Raw genomic sequence first — 16,057 nt, 5'->3', positions numbered from 1 at the left:
GGGAGAACAAGAGAATGATTAAATTAATTGCGATTGATTTAGATGGTACCTTGTTGAAAAATGACAAAACCTTATCTAAGAAAAATATCGACGTTTTACGCCAAGCAAAAGAAAAAGGGGTAAAAATTGTCATTTGTACAGGTCGTCCATTGTTAGCGATACAATCGATACTAGATGAAATTGGTTTAAGAGATGAAGGCGATTATAGTATTACTTTTAATGGAGGCGCTGTTCAAGCCAATCAAACGAAAGATGAATTATTAGCCATTGAATTAACTCGTGAACAGGTTGTAGAAATGCATGACCTGATGACGACGCTAGATTTACCGTTGGATGTGATTTCTAATGAGACTTGCTATCATCTGAAGACTTCTAGTCCTGCTCATGCTTCTATTTATGAATCACTTAATCCTTTGTTAAGTTATCAAACGGTAGAATTGTCAGAATTACCTCAGGATATCGTGTATAATAAAATGGTAGTAGGAATTGAAGCGAATTACCTGGATCAACAAATTGCTAAAATACCAGATGTTTTTTTTGAGAAATTTAATCTGATGAAATCAAGAACTTGCTTGTTAGAGATTCTTCACTTAGAGGTTAGTAAGGCTAATGGGATTCAAAAGTTAGCTAACTATTTAGGGATTAATCAAAAAGAAGTGATGGCTATCGGAGATGAAGAAAATGACCGTTCCATGATTGAGTACGCAGGTCTTGGTGTTGTTATGGAAAATGGAAATACTGAGCTAAAGAAGAAGGCTCAATTTGTAACTAAAGCAAATGAAGAAGATGGCGTTGCTTATGCGATTGAGAAATTTGTTTTAAATATTAATGATTAGGGAGGAGATGAACACATGGGTATTTTTGATAAGATAAAAAAAGCAGTTTTTGGTAATAAGACAGCTGAAGAAGAACTGAAAAAAGATCAGAAGACAGAAGACCAATTACCCAAGCAACCTGAAGAACCAGCGGTCCCAGAACAGATAGAAATACCAAAAGAAGAGCCTAGGACACCTGAGGTTGAAGAAATTAAAGAACCATTGGAGGAAGTAGCTCCGCTTGAGGTCGAAGAAATCAAAGAACCATTGGAGGAAGTAGCTCCGCTTGAGGTTGAAGAAATCAAAGAACCGTTGGAGGAAGTAGCTCCGCTTGAGGTCGAAGAAATCAAAGAACCATTGGAAGAACCAGGGACTCCAGTCGAAGAAGTTTCACCTCTAAAGGTTGAGGTGGTTGAAAAGCCAAAAGAAGAATTGACACCACTTGAGGTTGAGGCGACAGAAGAAATAGTAGAAGTTATTCCTGTTGAAGTTAAGGAAGAGGTCATTGAAACAACAACAGAAAAATACGATAAAGGATTAGCAAAATCTCGTCGAACATTTGGACAATTCATGAATGAATTATTTTCTAATTTTCGTATGGTCGATGATGAATTCTTTGAAGAACTAGAAGAAGCTTTAATTAGTTCAGATGTGGGTTTTGATATGGCGATGTCAATTTCTGATGAATTACAAGAAGAAGTTAAATTACGTAATGTGAAAAAAGCAAAGGATATTGAACGCACTATTGTTGAAAAGTTAGTTGAAAGATATGATGCTGACGGAGAAAATGAAAATAATGAAATTAACCTACAAGCCGACGGACCAACGATTATTCTTTTTGTTGGGGTTAATGGTGTAGGGAAAACAACGAGTATTGGTAAGATGGCTCATCAATATCGCCAAGCTGGGAAAAAAGTATTATTAGCAGCCGCAGATACGTTTAGAGCAGGAGCAATTGATCAGTTAGTTGTTTGGGGAGAACGTGCTGGTGTTGAAGTGGTCTGTCATGCAGCGGGCAGTGATCCGGCAGCTGTTGTTTATGATGCAGTGGAAAAAACTAAAAAAGAAGGATATGATGTTCTTTTAGTGGACACGGCCGGACGACTTCAAAATAAAGTTAATTTGATGAAAGAATTAGAAAAAATGAAGCGTGTGATTGAACGTGAGTACCCATCAGCACCACACGAAGTTTTATTAGTGGTTGATGCAACGACAGGTCAAAATGCTTTAATTCAAGCCAAACAATTTAAAGAAACAACCGATGTAACGGGAATCGTTTTATCGAAATTAGATGGAACGGCTAAGGGGGGAATTGTCTTAGCCATTCGTCATGAGTTAAAACTACCTGTTAAATTAGTTGGAATGGGTGAGGGAATAAATGATTTACATCCCTTTGATCCAGATCAATTTGTTTATGGTCTCTTTAAGGATGTTATTGAAAATTATGAATAAAAATCGTTTTTTAGGGTAGAATGTGAATATGAAATCGAAGAGGCTAACTAAGAAGTAATTTTTTGAATTTAATTACTTAATTAATAAAATTAAATGACCGTGAAATCAATGTTTTGACAAATTGGTTTCACGTTTTTTTGTTTTGATCTTTTCGAAACGGTCTCTTTTTATCTCCTGTTGACTGTTTTTGAATGTTATGTTTTATTTTTGAGTGTTTTTGATTGATTTTTAGAGAGGGATGATTGTATAATGAGTAATAAGAGGGGGATGACCATGTTAACAGAAGAACGTCAAAAGATTATTCTAGATTTGTTAAGAGAGAAAGAAATTGTTAAAAATAGAGAACTCATTCAACTTATGAATGTTTCAGAATCTACCATACGTCGTGATTTACAAGAAATGGAAGAAGACAGTTTGCTTCAGCGGGTTCATGGGGGCGCTCGTCGAATTATTAAACTCGAAGCTGAGCCAACGATGATTGAAAAAGCAAGTAAAAATATAGCAGAAAAAAAACGGATTGCCACTTATGCCGCTTCTTTAGTAAAAGAAGGTGACTATATTTATCTTGATGCTGGAACGACAACTTTTGAAATGCTTTCTTTCTTACAAGGAAAAAAATGTTATATTGTTACGAATTCAGTTGAGCATGCGGTTAAGAGTATTAATCTTGGCCTAACCACCATTATTATTGGTGGTGAAATCAGAGAAAAGACAAAGGCAACGGTGAGTCACTCTAGTGTGGAACAAATCAAACAATATTATTTTGACAAAGCATTCATGGGAACAAATGGTATTCATCCAAAGTATGGTTACACAACGGTTGATTCTTACGAAGCAATCACTAAAAGAGAAGCAATGAATCAAGCCCAAACAGTTTATATGTTAGCTGATTTTGAAAAGTTTGATAAAGTAAATTTTTCAAAAATTGCAGCAATTGAGGCTGCGACGATAATTACAGATAAATTTGAAACACAGTTTAAAAAGGAATTAGAGGATCAAACGATTATTAAGGAGGTTAATTAGATGATTTATACAGTGACTTTAAATCCAGCAGTTGATTATGTTGTTTTTGTTTCAAATTTTCAAGAAGATCAATTAAATAAAACAGAAGCAGAATATCAATTTCCAGGTGGAAAAGGGATTAATGTTTCTCGAATATTAAAAAATTTGGGAACCCCTTCGGTTAATTTAGGCTTTATCGGTGGTTTTACAGGTGAGTTTATAAACAATAATTTAGCAGCGCTTGATTTAAAAACTGATTTTATTTCAGTTGGGGAAGCGACACGGATTAATATTAAGCTAAAAAGCCAAGTCGAAACTGAAATTAATGGGCAAGGACCAACCATTCAACCTAATGAATTACTAGCCTTAAAAAAACAATTAGAAATATTAACATCGACTGATATGGTTGTTTTTTCAGGAAGTGTGCCTAAAGGTTTACCAGCAACGATTTATCAGGAACTGATTGCGACTATTAAGCCAGCAAAAGTTCCCTTTGCAATAGATATCAGTAGCCAGTCACTTTTAGATGTTTTAGCAGATCAACCTCTTTTAATTAAACCAAATCATCACGAATTAGCTGAAATTTTTTCAACTACTTTTTCATCTTTTAAAGAAATGATTCCATATGGAGAAAAATTGGTTGCATTAGGGGCTAAAAATGTTTTAATTTCGATGGGAAAAGAAGGTGCGGCTCTTTTCAATAAGACTGGTGTTTATCGTGCACCAGGACTAAAAGGTCAATTGAAAAACTCTGTTGGCTCTGGAGATTCGATGGTCGCAGGATTTATCTCACAATTAAAAGAAACACAAGATCCTTTAGAAGCTTTTAAATATGGTGTTGCAGCGGGAAGTGCGACAGCTTTTAGTGAAGATTTGGCAAGTGGTGAAGAGATTCAATCATTAGTCGAACAAGTCATTATTGAACAAGTAAAATAGTTGAAGTCAAAGGAGGAACTCAAAAATGAAAATTATTGATTTATTAGATCCCAAAGCAATGATTTTAGAGCTAGAAGCAACAGAAAAAAAAGAAGCAATCACTGAGATGGTACAAAAATTATATGATTCAGGCCGAATAAATAATATAGGACAATTTGAAGAGGGAATACTCGCTCGTGAAGCTCAAACAACAACTGGGTTAGGTGATGGAATTGCGATGCCTCATGCTAAAAATGCTGCCGTCGTAAAACCAACCGTTCTTTTTGCTAAGAGTTCAACGGGTGTTGAATACGAAGCGCTTGATGGTCAGCCAACCTTTTTATTTTTCATGATTGCTGCTCCAGAAGGGGCAAACGATACGCATTTACAAGCTTTAGCAAGTTTATCCCGTTTATTATTAAATCCAGATTTAATTGCAGCCTTAAAAACAGCAGAAACAGCAGAGAACGTGATTCAATTATTTGATGAAGCTGAGCAGGCTTATGAGAAACAGGAGGCTCTAGATCAAGCTAAAGAAGTCGAACTTGAAGAAACAGAAGTTCCTTTTGTGATAGCGGTAACGGCTTGTCCAACGGGGATTGCTCATACTTATATGGCTGAGGATGCCTTGAAAAACAAGGCAAAAGAAATGGGTGTGGCTATTAAGGTTGAAACAAATGGTTCAGAAGGTATCAAGCATCGATTAACAGCAGAGGATATTGCTCGAGCAGATGGTGTAATTATCGCTGCAGACAAAATGGTTGAGATGGCTCGTTTTGATGGAAAGCCTTTAATTAATCGTCCCGTCAGTGATGGCATCAAAAAAGCAGAAGAATTAATTAATTTAGCTAAAGAAGGTAACGCTCCAATTTATCACAGTACAGGAAAAATGACGGATGAAGAAGAGACCAGTGCTTCTGGAAATGTTGGGTCTCAAATTTATAAACATTTGATGAATGGTGTCAGCCACATGTTGCCTTTTGTTATTGGTGGCGGGATTGCCATTGCGTTGGCCTTTCTGATTGACCAGTGGTTAGGAGTTCCCAAAGCCGAGTTAGTAAACTTAGGAAGTTATCACCCAGCTGCCGCTTATTTTAAAGCAATTGGTGGAACGGCTTTTGAATTTATGTTACCTGTACTAGCAGGATTTATTGCCTCAAGTATTGCTGATCGACCGGGCTTAATTGTCGGATTTGCAGCAGGAGCAATGGCTTCCAGTGGATTAGCCTTTGGTCACTTAGAAGATAGCGTGTCTTCTGGTTTCTTAGGCGCTTTAGTAGGTGGTTTCTTAGCAGGTTACGTTATTTTATTCTTAAGAAAAATCTTTAAAAACTTACCTAAATCATTAGATGGTATCAAAACCATTCTTTTCTATCCTGTTTTTGGTTTATTGATTACTGGCTTTTTAATGTTGTTAGTTAATATTCCAATGGGAGCTATTAACAGTGGCTTAAATAACTTTTTAAATAATTTATCGGGTGCAAATGCGGCCCTTTTAGGGGCTTTATTAGGGGGCATGATGTCAGTTGACTTAGGGGGACCGATTAATAAAACAGCGTATGTTTTTGGAACAGGGACGTTAGCAGCCACAGTTGCGACAGGAGGAAGTGTTGTCATGGCTTCCGTCATGGCAGGTGGGATGGTTCCGCCATTAGCAATTGCTATTGCGACATTCTTATATAAAAATAAATTTACCAAAAAAGAACGAGAAGCAGGTTTAACTAACTTGATTATGGGGTTCTCATTTATTACGGAAGGGGCAATTCCATTTGCTGCATCCGATCCACTACGTATGATACCGAGCTTTGTAGTTGGTTCTGCATTAACAGGTGGACTTGTTGGAGCCTTAGGGATTAAACTAATGGCACCACATGGGGGCATATTTGTAATTATGCTAGTTAGTCGACCATTGCTTTATCTATTGTTTATTATTTTGGGCTCAGTTGTGAGTGCGTTGGTACTTGGTATGTTAAAAAAAACACCGGTGGAAAATGAAAAATAAAAAAATAGGAAACTATGATTTGTGCGATTTAGCAACTCATAGTTTTTTTGTATATTGAAACAGGAAAATAGAGATTGCTTTCGGTCAATGCTATAATGAAGCATGAAGTTTTTAATTTAGATAGAAGAGGGAAATAAAAAATGATGGATTTACAAAAACAGTTACAATCAGAAGCAGTAAAACCTTATCTTTATAAAAAACGTATCGGTATTGAAAAAGAAAGTCAGCGTGTGTCGTTGTCAGGTGAGTTGGCAGTCACTGACCATCCTTCTATCTTGGGAAATCGAAGCTTCCATCCGTATATTCAAACAGATTTTAGTGAAACACAGACGGAATTGATTACGCCAGTTTTTGAAGAAGAAGAAGAAGCTATCCGCTTTTTAGATGCGTTGCAGGATGTTACCTTACGTTCAATGAATCGCACGGAAATGCTATGGCCTTTGAGCATGCCGCCAGCATTACCCGATGATGAGTGTAAAATAAAAATAGCGAAGTTAGATAATCAAAATGATGTAAGTTATCGTCGATATTTAGCCAAAGTTTATGGAAAAAGGAAACAAATGGTTAGTGGTATTCACTATAATTTTGAATTCTCCAAAGAACTCATTGAGGCCCTTTATCGAGAACAAACTGAGATTGAAACAATGCAGGAGCTACAAACAGAAGTTTATTTAAAAGTTTCACGCCAATATTTACGTTATCGTTGGTTGGTTACTTATTTATTTGGGGCTTCTCCCTACGCAGAACCTGGGTATTTCACTGATAAAAATACAGAGTTAGAGATGCCTGTTCGTAGTATTCGTAACAGTCATTTTGGTTATACTAATCGTCCAGAAATCCAAGTATCTTATGAGAGTTTAGAAACGTATATTAAGGGAATTGAGCATTTGGTTGATACAGGAGATTTAATCGAGCCTAAGGAGTTTTATTCAGCTGTTCGCTTGCGAGGAAGTAATGATTTGAAACAGTTAAAAGAAAAAGGGATTCGTTATGTTGAATTAAGAAACATTGATTTAGATCCTTTTTCTCCTTATGGAATTTCTGAGAAAACATTAGAAAGCTTGCATCTTTTTGTTTTACTTATGCTTTGGCTACCTGAAGAGAAAAAAGCCTTGTTAGAACGTGAGGCTTTGGGAAATCAAAAAAACGATCAAGTTGCCTTAGAACATCCTTTAGCAAAGACCGAACTTTATGCGGAAGGGCAATGGCTATTAACTGAGATGAAAAAAATGATTGAAACATTGGGCTTATCTAAAAACGCTCAGGATTTAGTTGTAGAAATGTTATATCAGTTAGACCATCCAGAAGCAACGTTATCGGGCCGTTTTGTGACCTATCAAAAAGAAAAAAAATTAACAAATCATGACTTAGCTGTTGAGTTAGGCAATGAATATTGGGAAAAAGCCCATAAAAAACCTTATCAATTAGCAGGCTATCGTCATATGGAATTATCAACTCAGGCGTTGATGTTCGATGCACTTCAACGTGGATTTGAGTTGGAAGTTTTAGATGAGGCGGACCAATTTTTAAAATTAACGTATCAAGACCATTCAGAATATGTAAAAAATGGGAACATGACGAGTCGAGATAATTATATTGTTCCGTTACTAATGGAAAATAAAGTAGTGACTAAAAAAGTTTTAGCCGAAGCTGGTTTTAGTGTGCCAAGAGGGCATGAGTATTTGAATCAAGAAGCTGCATTGGTTGCTTATCCTGAATTTGAGAAAAAAGCATTTGTGGTTAAACCTAAATCGACTAATTTTGGATTAGGAATCTCGATTTTTAGAACAGGAGCCACTTTCGAAATCTACAAACAAGCTGTAACTATGGCTTTTGCAGAAGATAAACAAATTATTGTGGAAGAATTTATTGATGGAACGGAGTATCGCTTCTTTACTTTAAATGGGCAAACGAAAGCTGTTTTATTGAGAGTCCCTGCAAATGTTACTGGGGATGGTCAAAAAACAATCCGTGAATTAGTAGCGCTTAAAAATAAGGACTCCTTAAGAGGCGAAAATCATCGGTCACCACTTGAAAAAATTCAATTAGGCGAAGCCGAGAGACAGGTCTTATCAGAAGAAGGACTAACATTTGAAAGTATTCCTTTAAAAGATCAAGTGATCTATTTAAGAGAAAATTCTAATGTCAGTACGGGTGGTGATTCGGTTGATGTGACTGATTTGATGGATGATAGCTATAAACGGATTGCGGAAGCGGCCGTTGAGGAGTTAGGTGCGGTCGTTTGTGGTTTGGATTTAATTATTCCAGATTTACAAAAAGAAGCGACTCAAGATTCCTCTGCTTATAGCATGATAGAAGCTAATTTTAATCCGATGATGCACATGCACATTTATCCGTTTTCAGGAAAAGGCTATCGTTTAACCCAAGATATTTTATCTCTTTTGTTTCCAGAATATTAAAGGAAAGAGAGAATGAACTGAGAGTTATCAATTTAATAAAAAAGAGGCCATCAATTCAAGTCTAGCGTCTTGAATTGATGGCCTCTTTTTTATTGTACTTAAAGCCATTTACCGAAGAAGGATGGCTTTTTTTTCTTTTCTACTGTTTTTGGCGCTTTTGTTAGATTTTCTTTTTTTAATGAAGTGTTCTCTTCAGGAGTAATCTTATCAAGGTGAACAGCGTCGTCTAGTGCATAAACGACTCCAATAGCGTCACTTGCTTGTTGACTAGAGATGGTCGTATCAACCAATCGAAAAGGAAGATTAGTTTTTTGTGAAAGTGTAATGAAATGTTGTTGACTAGTGGCATCACTACTGACATTGATTAAAAGTTGTCCTCCAGGATAGGTGTTAATTTTTTCTAAGCAAAAAGGATAAAATTTAGTGTTTTTCATTTGTTGCACAGTTAAGGCAAAAACGACACGCTCGCGGAATGTCCCTAAGTATTTGTTTTGTTCATCAGGTTTTAACTGGGGAGAACCGTACATTCCTTTGTCTAAATAGTCATTAATGTCTTTCGATGTCATAGTTTCCCTCCTTAATTATGGAATTAGTTAAAGTATATCATATATTTAAAAAAAGAATTTGTGAAAAAAATCTTGATTAAAAGTGAAACATTCGTTACTATTGTAATTGTGAATGAAAATCATTCTCAATACAAAAATAATTGGAGTGAGTCCAATGAAGAAAATAATACCAATCACTTTATTAGTTTTTGTAGCGGTACTCTCGCTTTTTGTGGGTGTCAAAAGTATTCCAATAAATCACCTTTTTCATTTGACTGAGATGGAAACTCTTGTTCTATGGAGTACAAGAGTACCAAGAACAGTAAGTTTAATTGTTGCAGGGGCAACAAGTAGCGTTTGTGGGTTAATCATGCAGCAGTTAACCCAAAATAAATTTGTGTCACCTTCAACGGCAGGTACAACAGACAGTGCTCGATTAGGGATGTTGGTTGTGATGCTTTTCTTACCAAATGCTTCTTTATTCAGTCGAACATTCGTCGCTTTTATCTTTGCCTTTTTTGGAACTTTTATCTTTTTGAAATTAATTCAAAAAATTCCCGGTAGAAATCAAGTGATGGTTCCCTTAATTGGAGTGATGTTTGGAAATATTGTCGGGTCGATTGTGACTTTTTTCGCTTATCAATTTGACCTCATTCAAAATATGACCTCTTGGTTACAAGGAAACTTTGCAACAGTCATGCGAGGTGACTATGAACTAATCTATTTATCGGTTCCTGTCTTGATAGGGTGTTATTTTTTCGCCTATCAATTCACGGTTGTTGGATTAGGTGAGAGTCTTGCAACAACGATTGGTTTGAATTATGAGCGTACACAACGTTTAGGTTTATTACTGGTTTCACTAGCGAGTAGCGTTGTTTTAGTTACGGTTGGGAGTTTACCTTTCTTAGGCGTTATTGTTCCTAATATTATTTCTTATTATTTTGGTGATCAGTTAAAGAAAACATTAGGAATAACAGCGATTGCAGGAAGTTTATTTTTAGTGATTTGTGATATTTTAGCACGAGTTATTATTAAACCTTATGAGGTGCCTGTCAGTCTAATTGTCGGAATTGTTGGAAGTGTTATTTTTATTTACTTATTAGTGAGGGGGAAGCGATATGAAACTAGTTAATCAGGTTAAGACAAAACTAGTGATTCTTAGTTTCCTAACACTTGCAGCGTTGTTTTTATTTATGACGTATCAGACGTATGGTAATTGGTCTTTTGCTTTAGAAATCCGAGGGAAAAAAGTATTAGCTTTTATGGTTGTCAGTCTTTTAACAGCGACTTCGACGATCAGTTTTCAAACATTAACTCAAAATCAGTTTTTAACACCTAGTATTTTGGGTTTTGATTCGTTGTATGTTTTAATCCAAACCTTACTTTATTTTTTCTTCGGAACATTTTTAGGCCAGTTAGTTGAATTAAAACAACAAATTTTTATTCTGACCGTTATTTTAATGGTTGGTGTTAGCTTAGTTTTATTTAAGTTGTTGTTAACAAAAGAACATCAGAATTTATTTTTACTTTTGATGATTGGTATGATTTTAGGAACCTTATTTAGGAGTTTAAGTACCTTTTTACAAGTAATTATGGATCCTAATGAATATGATAAATTACAAGGAAAATTATTTGCAAATTTTGCAAATATTGATGTTGGTTTGGTTTTAAAAGTGTTACCTATTGTTTTGACACTCGTGGTTCTTTATTTTTGGGCAGCTACCTATCTAGATGTTTTTCATTTGGGTCAAGATCAAGCGTTAAATTTAGGAATCTCTGTTTACCGTTTTCGTTTTTTTATTTTTTTTATTATAAGTGTTTCAGTGGCTGTTTCAACGGCTTTGATTGGTCCAGTTACATTTCTAGGGTTTATTGTTGCTAACGTAACTTATCAGTGGCTAGGAACCTATAAACACAGGGAGCTGTTTTTAGGTGGTACCTTACTTAGCTTTTTCATTTTATTGTTAGGTCAATTTTTAGTTGAACAAGTTTTTCATATGAAAACGACATTAAGTGTCATTATTGAATTCAGTGGCGGTCTTTATTTTGTTTGGAAAGTTTTAAAAGAACGAGGGATAAACTAATGAAAATAGAAAAAGTAACAAAGAATTATGGTCAAAAACAAGTCGTTAAAGAGGTTTCAGGTCAAATTAAAGAAGGTAAATTAACGGCTTTTATTGGGCCAAATGGAGCTGGTAAAAGTACGCTACTCTCAATGATGAGCCGATTGTTAGCGAAAGATCAAGGTGAAATTATTATCGGGAACCAAGAAGTTAGTTTATGGAATCAGACAGAGTTGGCTAAAAAGATATCTATTTTAAAACAAGCTAATGCGGTTCAATTAAAAATAACGGTCCGTGAATTAGTTAGCTTTGGACGATTTCCGTATAGTAAGGGAAGATTAACACGAGAAGATGAAGTTAAAATATCAGAAGCGATTGAGTATTTGAATTTGGGTGAACTATCTGATTTAGAAATAGATACCTTATCTGGAGGGCAATTACAACGCGTTTATATTGCGATGGTATTAGCCCAAGATACCGATTATATCTTTTTAGATGAACCGTTAAATAATCTTGATATGAATCATGCGGTAAGTTTGATGCAAACGATGCAGCGCTTGGTTCAAGAAGAAGGTAAAACCATCGTGATTGTGTTACATGACATTAATTTTGCTGCGAGTTATGCAGATGAGATTATCGCGATGAAAGCTGGTGAAATTTTTAAAGCAGGACCTACAGAAGATGTGATTACGAAAGAAGTTTTAGATGAGCTTTATGAAATGAATATAAAAATTTGTGAATTAGAAGGTAAGCGATTTTGCTTATACTTTAATGGATAAAAGGGGAAAAGAAAATGAAAAAGAAATTTAGTTTTTTAGTTATTTTTGTTGCAATGATGGGCTTGTTAGCCGCGTGTGGAAAGACTGAAAATAAAGTTAGTTCTACAAAAGAAACAAAAGAGACAACAAAAAAAATGGTGAAGGTAACCGATGGTGAAGGGAAAGAAGTTGAAGTTCCTAACCAACCTAAAAAAGTTATTGTTTTTGATTTAGGGTCACTCGATACAATAAGTGCATTAGGCGGAAAAGAAAGTATTGTTGCTTTACCTGAAATCAAGATGCCTGCTTATTTAGAAAAAGAGTTTAAAAAAACTGAAAAAGCCGGAGGGATTAAAGAGCCAGACTTGGAAAAAATTAATGCTCTACAACCCGATTTAATTATTATTTCTGGGCGTCAGCAAGAAGCTCAAGCATCATTAGCAAAAATTGCACCAACGCTATATTTAGGAATTGATAGTGCCAATGCTTGGACATCAACAAAACAAAATATTGAAACATTAGGCACCATTTATGGGAAAGAAGCAGAAGCTAAACAAGCAGTGAATAAGTTAGATAAAAAAGTATTAGAAATCAAAGAAATCGCAGAAAAAAGTGATAAAAAAGCTTTGATGACTTTAGTTAATGAAGGTTCATTATCTGCTTATGGAGCCGGTTCACGTTTTGGGATGGTCTTTTCAGATTTTGGTGTCAAAGCAGCGGATGAAAACATCGAAGTTTCAACACATGGACAAGAAGTATCCTATGAATATGTTTTAGAAAAAAATCCAGATATTTTATATGTTATTGATCGTACGAAAGCGATTGGTGGCGACACAAGTAAAAATAATGTGAATGATAATGAGTTGGTTCAACAAACTAAAGCAGGTAAAACAGATAAAGTTATTTCACTAACACCGGATGTATGGTATTTAGCAAGTGGTGGAATTACGTCAACTCAATTAATGATTGAAGATATTCAAAAAGGTTATAAATAAGTAAAATAGAAAAGTAGAGTTAACTTATTTCTTTAAAAGTTAATTCTATTTTTTATTTATTTTTATTGACAAGTTATGTAAGAATAGTGACAATTTATGAAGATTATAATGAAAATAGGGAGGGGTTCGAATATGATAATATTAATAAATGAAATCCTTTTCATTTTAAAATAATTTAGGGGGAGACAAATGGATAAGAAGAAAAGAATTAAAATAATTGCGCTTTCTATCCTTGGTGTTGTGTTAGTAGGCGGACTTATTGTTGGAAATTATTATGCATCTAAATATTCTCATATTATCACGACGTATTTAGACCATAAGACAACTAAAGTAGTTAAGTCGAAAGATAGTAAGAAATCAAAAGATTATCAGCAAAAATTTAAAACAGAAGCGGCGAGAAAAGAGAATGCAACTAAAATTGGTGCTCAAATTGAAGAAGAAGGCTCTGTTCTTTTAAAGAATACAGGGAAAGCTCTACCTTTAGATGGAAAAGCTAAAGTAAGTTTGTTTAGCCAGTCTTCGATTGATTTTGTATATGGAGGAACGGGAGCAGGTTCTGTAGAATCAAAAGATTTTTCAACGTTGAAAACATCATTTGAAAAATCAGGATTTAAAATCAATCCAACATTGTGGGATTTCTATGAAACAGGCGCAGGTAAAAAATATCGTAAAACACAACCTGATGTTTACGGTAAGGGAGCATTCTCAGTTAATGAAGTTCCTGAAAGCGTTTATACGGATGAAGTCAAAGCTAGTTTTTCAGATTATAATGATGCTGGTATCGTAGTGATCAGTCGTGCTGGTGGGGAAAGCTCGGATTTATCGATGAAAAAACTAGAAAGTGGTTCACACTATTTAGAGCTAGATCGAGATGAAAAAGATATGTTGAAAATGGTGAAGTCGAATTTTAATAAAGTCATTGTTTTGCTAAATACAGTTAATCCAATTGAGTTAGATTTTGTTGACAGCGAAGATGTTGACGCAGCACTTTGGATTGGAGCAGGTGGGGAATCGGGTATCTATAGTATTCCATTATTACTGAATGGAGAAGTTAATCCTTCAGGTAAGTTAGTAGATACTTATGCTTATGATGTTTTAGGAGCTCCAGCAATTAAAAATGCTGGTGATTATACAATTACTAATAGTCAAGAAGTTATGGGCACTAAATTTATGAATTATAGTGAAGGAATTTATGTTGGTTACCGTTATTATGAAACACGTTATGAAGATGTTGTTTTAGGTAATGAAACGAAAGAAAAATTTAACTATGATCAAGAAGTTCAGTATCCATTTGGTTATGGTTTGTCTTATTCAGACTTTAAATTCACAAAATTTGAAAAAACTTCAGATAAAGAAAACTTTATTTTTAAAGTAAAAGTTACAAATACAGGTGATGTTGCTGGTAAAGAAGTCGTACCAATTTATATGCAATCACCTTATACTGATTATGATAAAAAACATGGAATTGAAAAAGCAGCAGTTGAATTAGTTGGTTTTGAGAAGACAAAAGTTTTAAAACCAGGTGAAACAGAAGACATTTCAGTTAGTGTACCGAAAGAAGTAATGAAGAGTTATGATGCAAACAACAAAAAAACATATATTCTTGATTCAGGTGATTATTATTTCACTGTTGGTAAGGATGCACATGATGCTTTAAATAATATTTTAAGTAAAAAAGGTAAGACTGTTAAAGATGGTATGGATTATGATGGAAATGAGAAACTTGTTTCAACAGAAGTTGTGAAATCATTGGATGATTCAATCTACGCTTCTTCGTTATCAACTGGAGTTAAAATAACTAACCAATTTGAGACAGCAAACTTAAACCATTATGAAAAGGATGTCACTTATTTATCTCGAAAAGATTGGCAAGGGACTTATCCAGAAACTTATAAAGAGGGTAACCTTGAAGCTTCAAAAGAAATGTTGGACGATTTAAAAATTCATACTATTAATAAAAAAGATACTTCATTAAAAATGCCGATAATGGGAGCTGAAAATGATCAAAAAATAACAGCTCCAATGTTAAAAGGTATTCCTTATGATGATGAGCGATGGGACACATTATTAGATCAATTGACTTTTGAAGAAATGGAAAAATTGGTGAGAATGGGTGGTTATGCTACAACAGAAATGGCCTCTATTAGTTTGCCAGCAACAGTTAATAAAGATGGTTCTGCTGGTATATCTGGGACATTAGTTGGTGGTAAAAACGGGGCAGCTTTCCCAGTTCCCGTATTATTATCTTCAACATGGAATAAAAAATTGATTGAAGAAATGGGCGAAGCTGTCGGTGAAGATAGTTTAGCATTAGGAGTAGCAGGTTGGTACGCTCCAGGGATCAATTTACACCGAACGCCATTTGGTGGACGTAACTTTGAGTATTTCTCTGAAGATCCATTTTTATCTGGTGCGGTAGCGGCTAATCAGATTAAAGGGGCTCAAAGTAAGGGAACATTTGTTTTTATGAAGCACTATGCTTTAAATGATGTTGAAACAAATCGTATGGGTGGAAGTATCTTCTCAAACGAGCAAGCAATTCGTGAGTTATACTTAAAACCTTTTGAGATGGCAACCAGAGAAGGACAAGCTAAAGGGGTTATGGCCGGAATGAACCGTGTTGGAACTCGTTGGACAGGTGGGCATGAAGGTTTAATGACCAAAACGCTGCGCGACGAATGGGGCTTTAAAGGTATCGCAGTTACAGACCAAGCCTCATTTGATGTTTTTGCTTATGAAGATATTTATGAAGGATTAGAAGCAGGAACAGATCTATGGTTAAATACAGATGCTAAATTATGGGAAATACCAAAAGAAAAATTAACTCCAGAATTAGCAACACAACTTAGAAATGCAAGTCATAATATTATCTATACAGTAGTTAATAGTAATGCAATGAACGGTATTTCAGCGGGTGATAAAGTTGTTAAGATCATGCCTTTATGGAAAAAAGGGCTGCTGGCACTGACGGTCATTTTAGGACTTTTAGTTGTTGGACTGTTTACTTGGGTGATTAAGGAAATTGTTGTTGTTAAAAAAAATAAATAATTTTGATTTCGAGACTGACCTTTTAGGGCAGTCTCGCTTTTT

12 protein-coding genes are annotated in these 16,057 nt (G+C 35.0%); 11 read left to right on the top strand and 1 reads right to left on the bottom strand.

Annotated elements, in window-relative coordinates; all coding sequences use genetic code 11:
• Positions 1-14 precede the first annotated feature (14 nt).
• The 6 genes from ACTJFD_RS01580 to gshAB all read left to right on the top strand — a co-directional run bounded on the left by ACTJFD_RS01580 (position 15) and on the right by gshAB (position 8,606).
• A complete protein-coding gene (locus ACTJFD_RS01580; protein WP_442259281.1) occupies positions 15-836 on the top strand; it encodes a Cof-type HAD-IIB family hydrolase in 822 nt (273 codons plus the stop codon).
• A gap of 15 nt (positions 837-851) precedes the next feature.
• A complete protein-coding gene (ftsY, locus tag ACTJFD_RS01575) occupies positions 852-2,267 on the top strand; it encodes a signal recognition particle-docking protein FtsY (RefSeq protein ID WP_442259280.1) in 1,416 nt (471 codons plus the stop codon).
• A gap of 249 nt (positions 2,268-2,516) precedes the next feature.
• Positions 2,517-3,290 (top strand): DeoR/GlpR family DNA-binding transcription regulator, encoded by a 774-nt coding sequence (locus tag ACTJFD_RS01570; protein WP_442259279.1) that lies wholly within the window; start codon positions 2,517-2,519, stop codon positions 3,288-3,290.
• Positions 3,291-4,205 (top strand): 1-phosphofructokinase, encoded by a 915-nt coding sequence (pfkB, locus tag ACTJFD_RS01565; protein WP_442259278.1) that lies wholly within the window; start codon positions 3,291-3,293, stop codon positions 4,203-4,205.
• Positions 4,206-4,230: 25 nt separating this feature from the next.
• Positions 4,231-6,186, top strand: coding sequence for a PTS fructose transporter subunit IIABC (locus ACTJFD_RS01560; RefSeq protein ID WP_442259277.1), 1,956 nt, complete (start codon positions 4,231-4,233; stop codon positions 6,184-6,186).
• A gap of 140 nt (positions 6,187-6,326) precedes the next feature.
• Positions 6,327-8,606: a bifunctional glutamate--cysteine ligase GshA/glutathione synthetase GshB gene (gshAB, locus tag ACTJFD_RS01555; RefSeq protein WP_442259276.1), complete on the top strand. Its 2,280-nt coding sequence runs from the start codon at positions 6,327-6,329 to the stop codon at positions 8,604-8,606.
• A gap of 98 nt (positions 8,607-8,704) precedes the next feature.
• Here the strand turns inward: gshAB and ACTJFD_RS01550 are convergent, their stop codons facing one another.
• Positions 8,705-9,172 (bottom strand): DUF1694 domain-containing protein, encoded by a 468-nt coding sequence (locus ACTJFD_RS01550; protein WP_442259275.1) that lies wholly within the window; start codon positions 9,170-9,172, stop codon positions 8,705-8,707.
• A gap of 154 nt (positions 9,173-9,326) precedes the next feature.
• On the opposite strand from ACTJFD_RS01550, the gene ACTJFD_RS01545 reads away from it, so the two are divergent.
• The 5 genes from ACTJFD_RS01545 to ACTJFD_RS01525 all read left to right on the top strand — a co-directional run bounded on the left by ACTJFD_RS01545 (position 9,327) and on the right by ACTJFD_RS01525 (position 16,015).
• The gene (locus ACTJFD_RS01545; RefSeq protein ID WP_442259274.1) at positions 9,327-10,283 is read left to right on the top strand and encodes an ABC transporter permease; all 957 of its coding nucleotides are present in this window, start codon (positions 9,327-9,329) and stop codon (positions 10,281-10,283) included.
• Positions 10,270-11,235: an iron chelate uptake ABC transporter family permease subunit gene (locus tag ACTJFD_RS01540; RefSeq protein ID WP_442259273.1), complete on the top strand. Its 966-nt coding sequence runs from the start codon at positions 10,270-10,272 to the stop codon at positions 11,233-11,235. Before ACTJFD_RS01545 ends, ACTJFD_RS01540 begins: the two co-directional genes overlap by 14 nt.
• Positions 11,235-11,993: an iron ABC transporter ATP-binding protein gene (locus ACTJFD_RS01535; protein ID WP_442259272.1), complete on the top strand. Its 759-nt coding sequence runs from the start codon at positions 11,235-11,237 to the stop codon at positions 11,991-11,993. Before ACTJFD_RS01540 ends, ACTJFD_RS01535 begins: the two co-directional genes overlap by 1 nt.
• A gap of 14 nt (positions 11,994-12,007) precedes the next feature.
• The gene (locus ACTJFD_RS01530) at positions 12,008-12,967 is read left to right on the top strand and encodes a siderophore ABC transporter substrate-binding protein (RefSeq protein ID WP_442259271.1); all 960 of its coding nucleotides are present in this window, start codon (positions 12,008-12,010) and stop codon (positions 12,965-12,967) included.
• Positions 12,968-13,156: 189 nt separating this feature from the next.
• Entirely contained in the window at positions 13,157-16,015 is a 2,859-nt protein-coding gene (locus tag ACTJFD_RS01525; RefSeq protein WP_442259270.1) for a glycoside hydrolase family 3 N-terminal domain-containing protein, read from the top strand.
• The last annotated feature ends 42 nt before the right edge of the window (positions 16,016-16,057 follow it).

Origin of the sequence: Vagococcus sp. (genome assembly GCF_052102835.1) — a bacterium.
GTDB lineage: Bacteria > Bacillota > Bacilli > Lactobacillales > Vagococcaceae > Vagococcus.
Note: the sequence above shows the minus strand (reverse complement) of the source record. Positions and strands in the feature narration are given on the sequence as shown.

What these genes read in the sequence shown, in the direction of transcription:
- ACTJFD_RS01580 (WP_442259281.1), top strand. Translation starts at nt 15, where the DNA reads ATGATTAAATTAATTGCGATTGATTTAGATGGTACCTTGTTGAAAAAT.
- ftsY (WP_442259280.1), top strand. Translation starts at nt 852, where the DNA reads ATGGGTATTTTTGATAAGATAAAAAAAGCAGTTTTTGGTAATAAGACA.
- ACTJFD_RS01570 (WP_442259279.1), top strand. Translation starts at nt 2,517, where the DNA reads ATGAGTAATAAGAGGGGGATGACCATGTTAACAGAAGAACGTCAAAAG.
- pfkB (WP_442259278.1), top strand. Translation starts at nt 3,291, where the DNA reads ATGATTTATACAGTGACTTTAAATCCAGCAGTTGATTATGTTGTTTTT.
- ACTJFD_RS01560 (WP_442259277.1), top strand. Translation starts at nt 4,231, where the DNA reads ATGAAAATTATTGATTTATTAGATCCCAAAGCAATGATTTTAGAGCTA.
- gshAB (WP_442259276.1), top strand. Translation starts at nt 6,327, where the DNA reads ATGATGGATTTACAAAAACAGTTACAATCAGAAGCAGTAAAACCTTAT.
- ACTJFD_RS01550 (WP_442259275.1), bottom strand. Translation starts at nt 9,172, where the DNA reads ATGACATCGAAAGACATTAATGACTATTTAGACAAAGGAATGTACGGT.
- ACTJFD_RS01545 (WP_442259274.1), top strand. Translation starts at nt 9,327, where the DNA reads ATGAAGAAAATAATACCAATCACTTTATTAGTTTTTGTAGCGGTACTC.
- ACTJFD_RS01540 (WP_442259273.1), top strand. Translation starts at nt 10,270, where the DNA reads ATGAAACTAGTTAATCAGGTTAAGACAAAACTAGTGATTCTTAGTTTC.
- ACTJFD_RS01535 (WP_442259272.1), top strand. Translation starts at nt 11,235, where the DNA reads ATGAAAATAGAAAAAGTAACAAAGAATTATGGTCAAAAACAAGTCGTT.
- ACTJFD_RS01530 (WP_442259271.1), top strand. Translation starts at nt 12,008, where the DNA reads ATGAAAAAGAAATTTAGTTTTTTAGTTATTTTTGTTGCAATGATGGGC.
- ACTJFD_RS01525 (WP_442259270.1), top strand. Translation starts at nt 13,157, where the DNA reads ATGGATAAGAAGAAAAGAATTAAAATAATTGCGCTTTCTATCCTTGGT.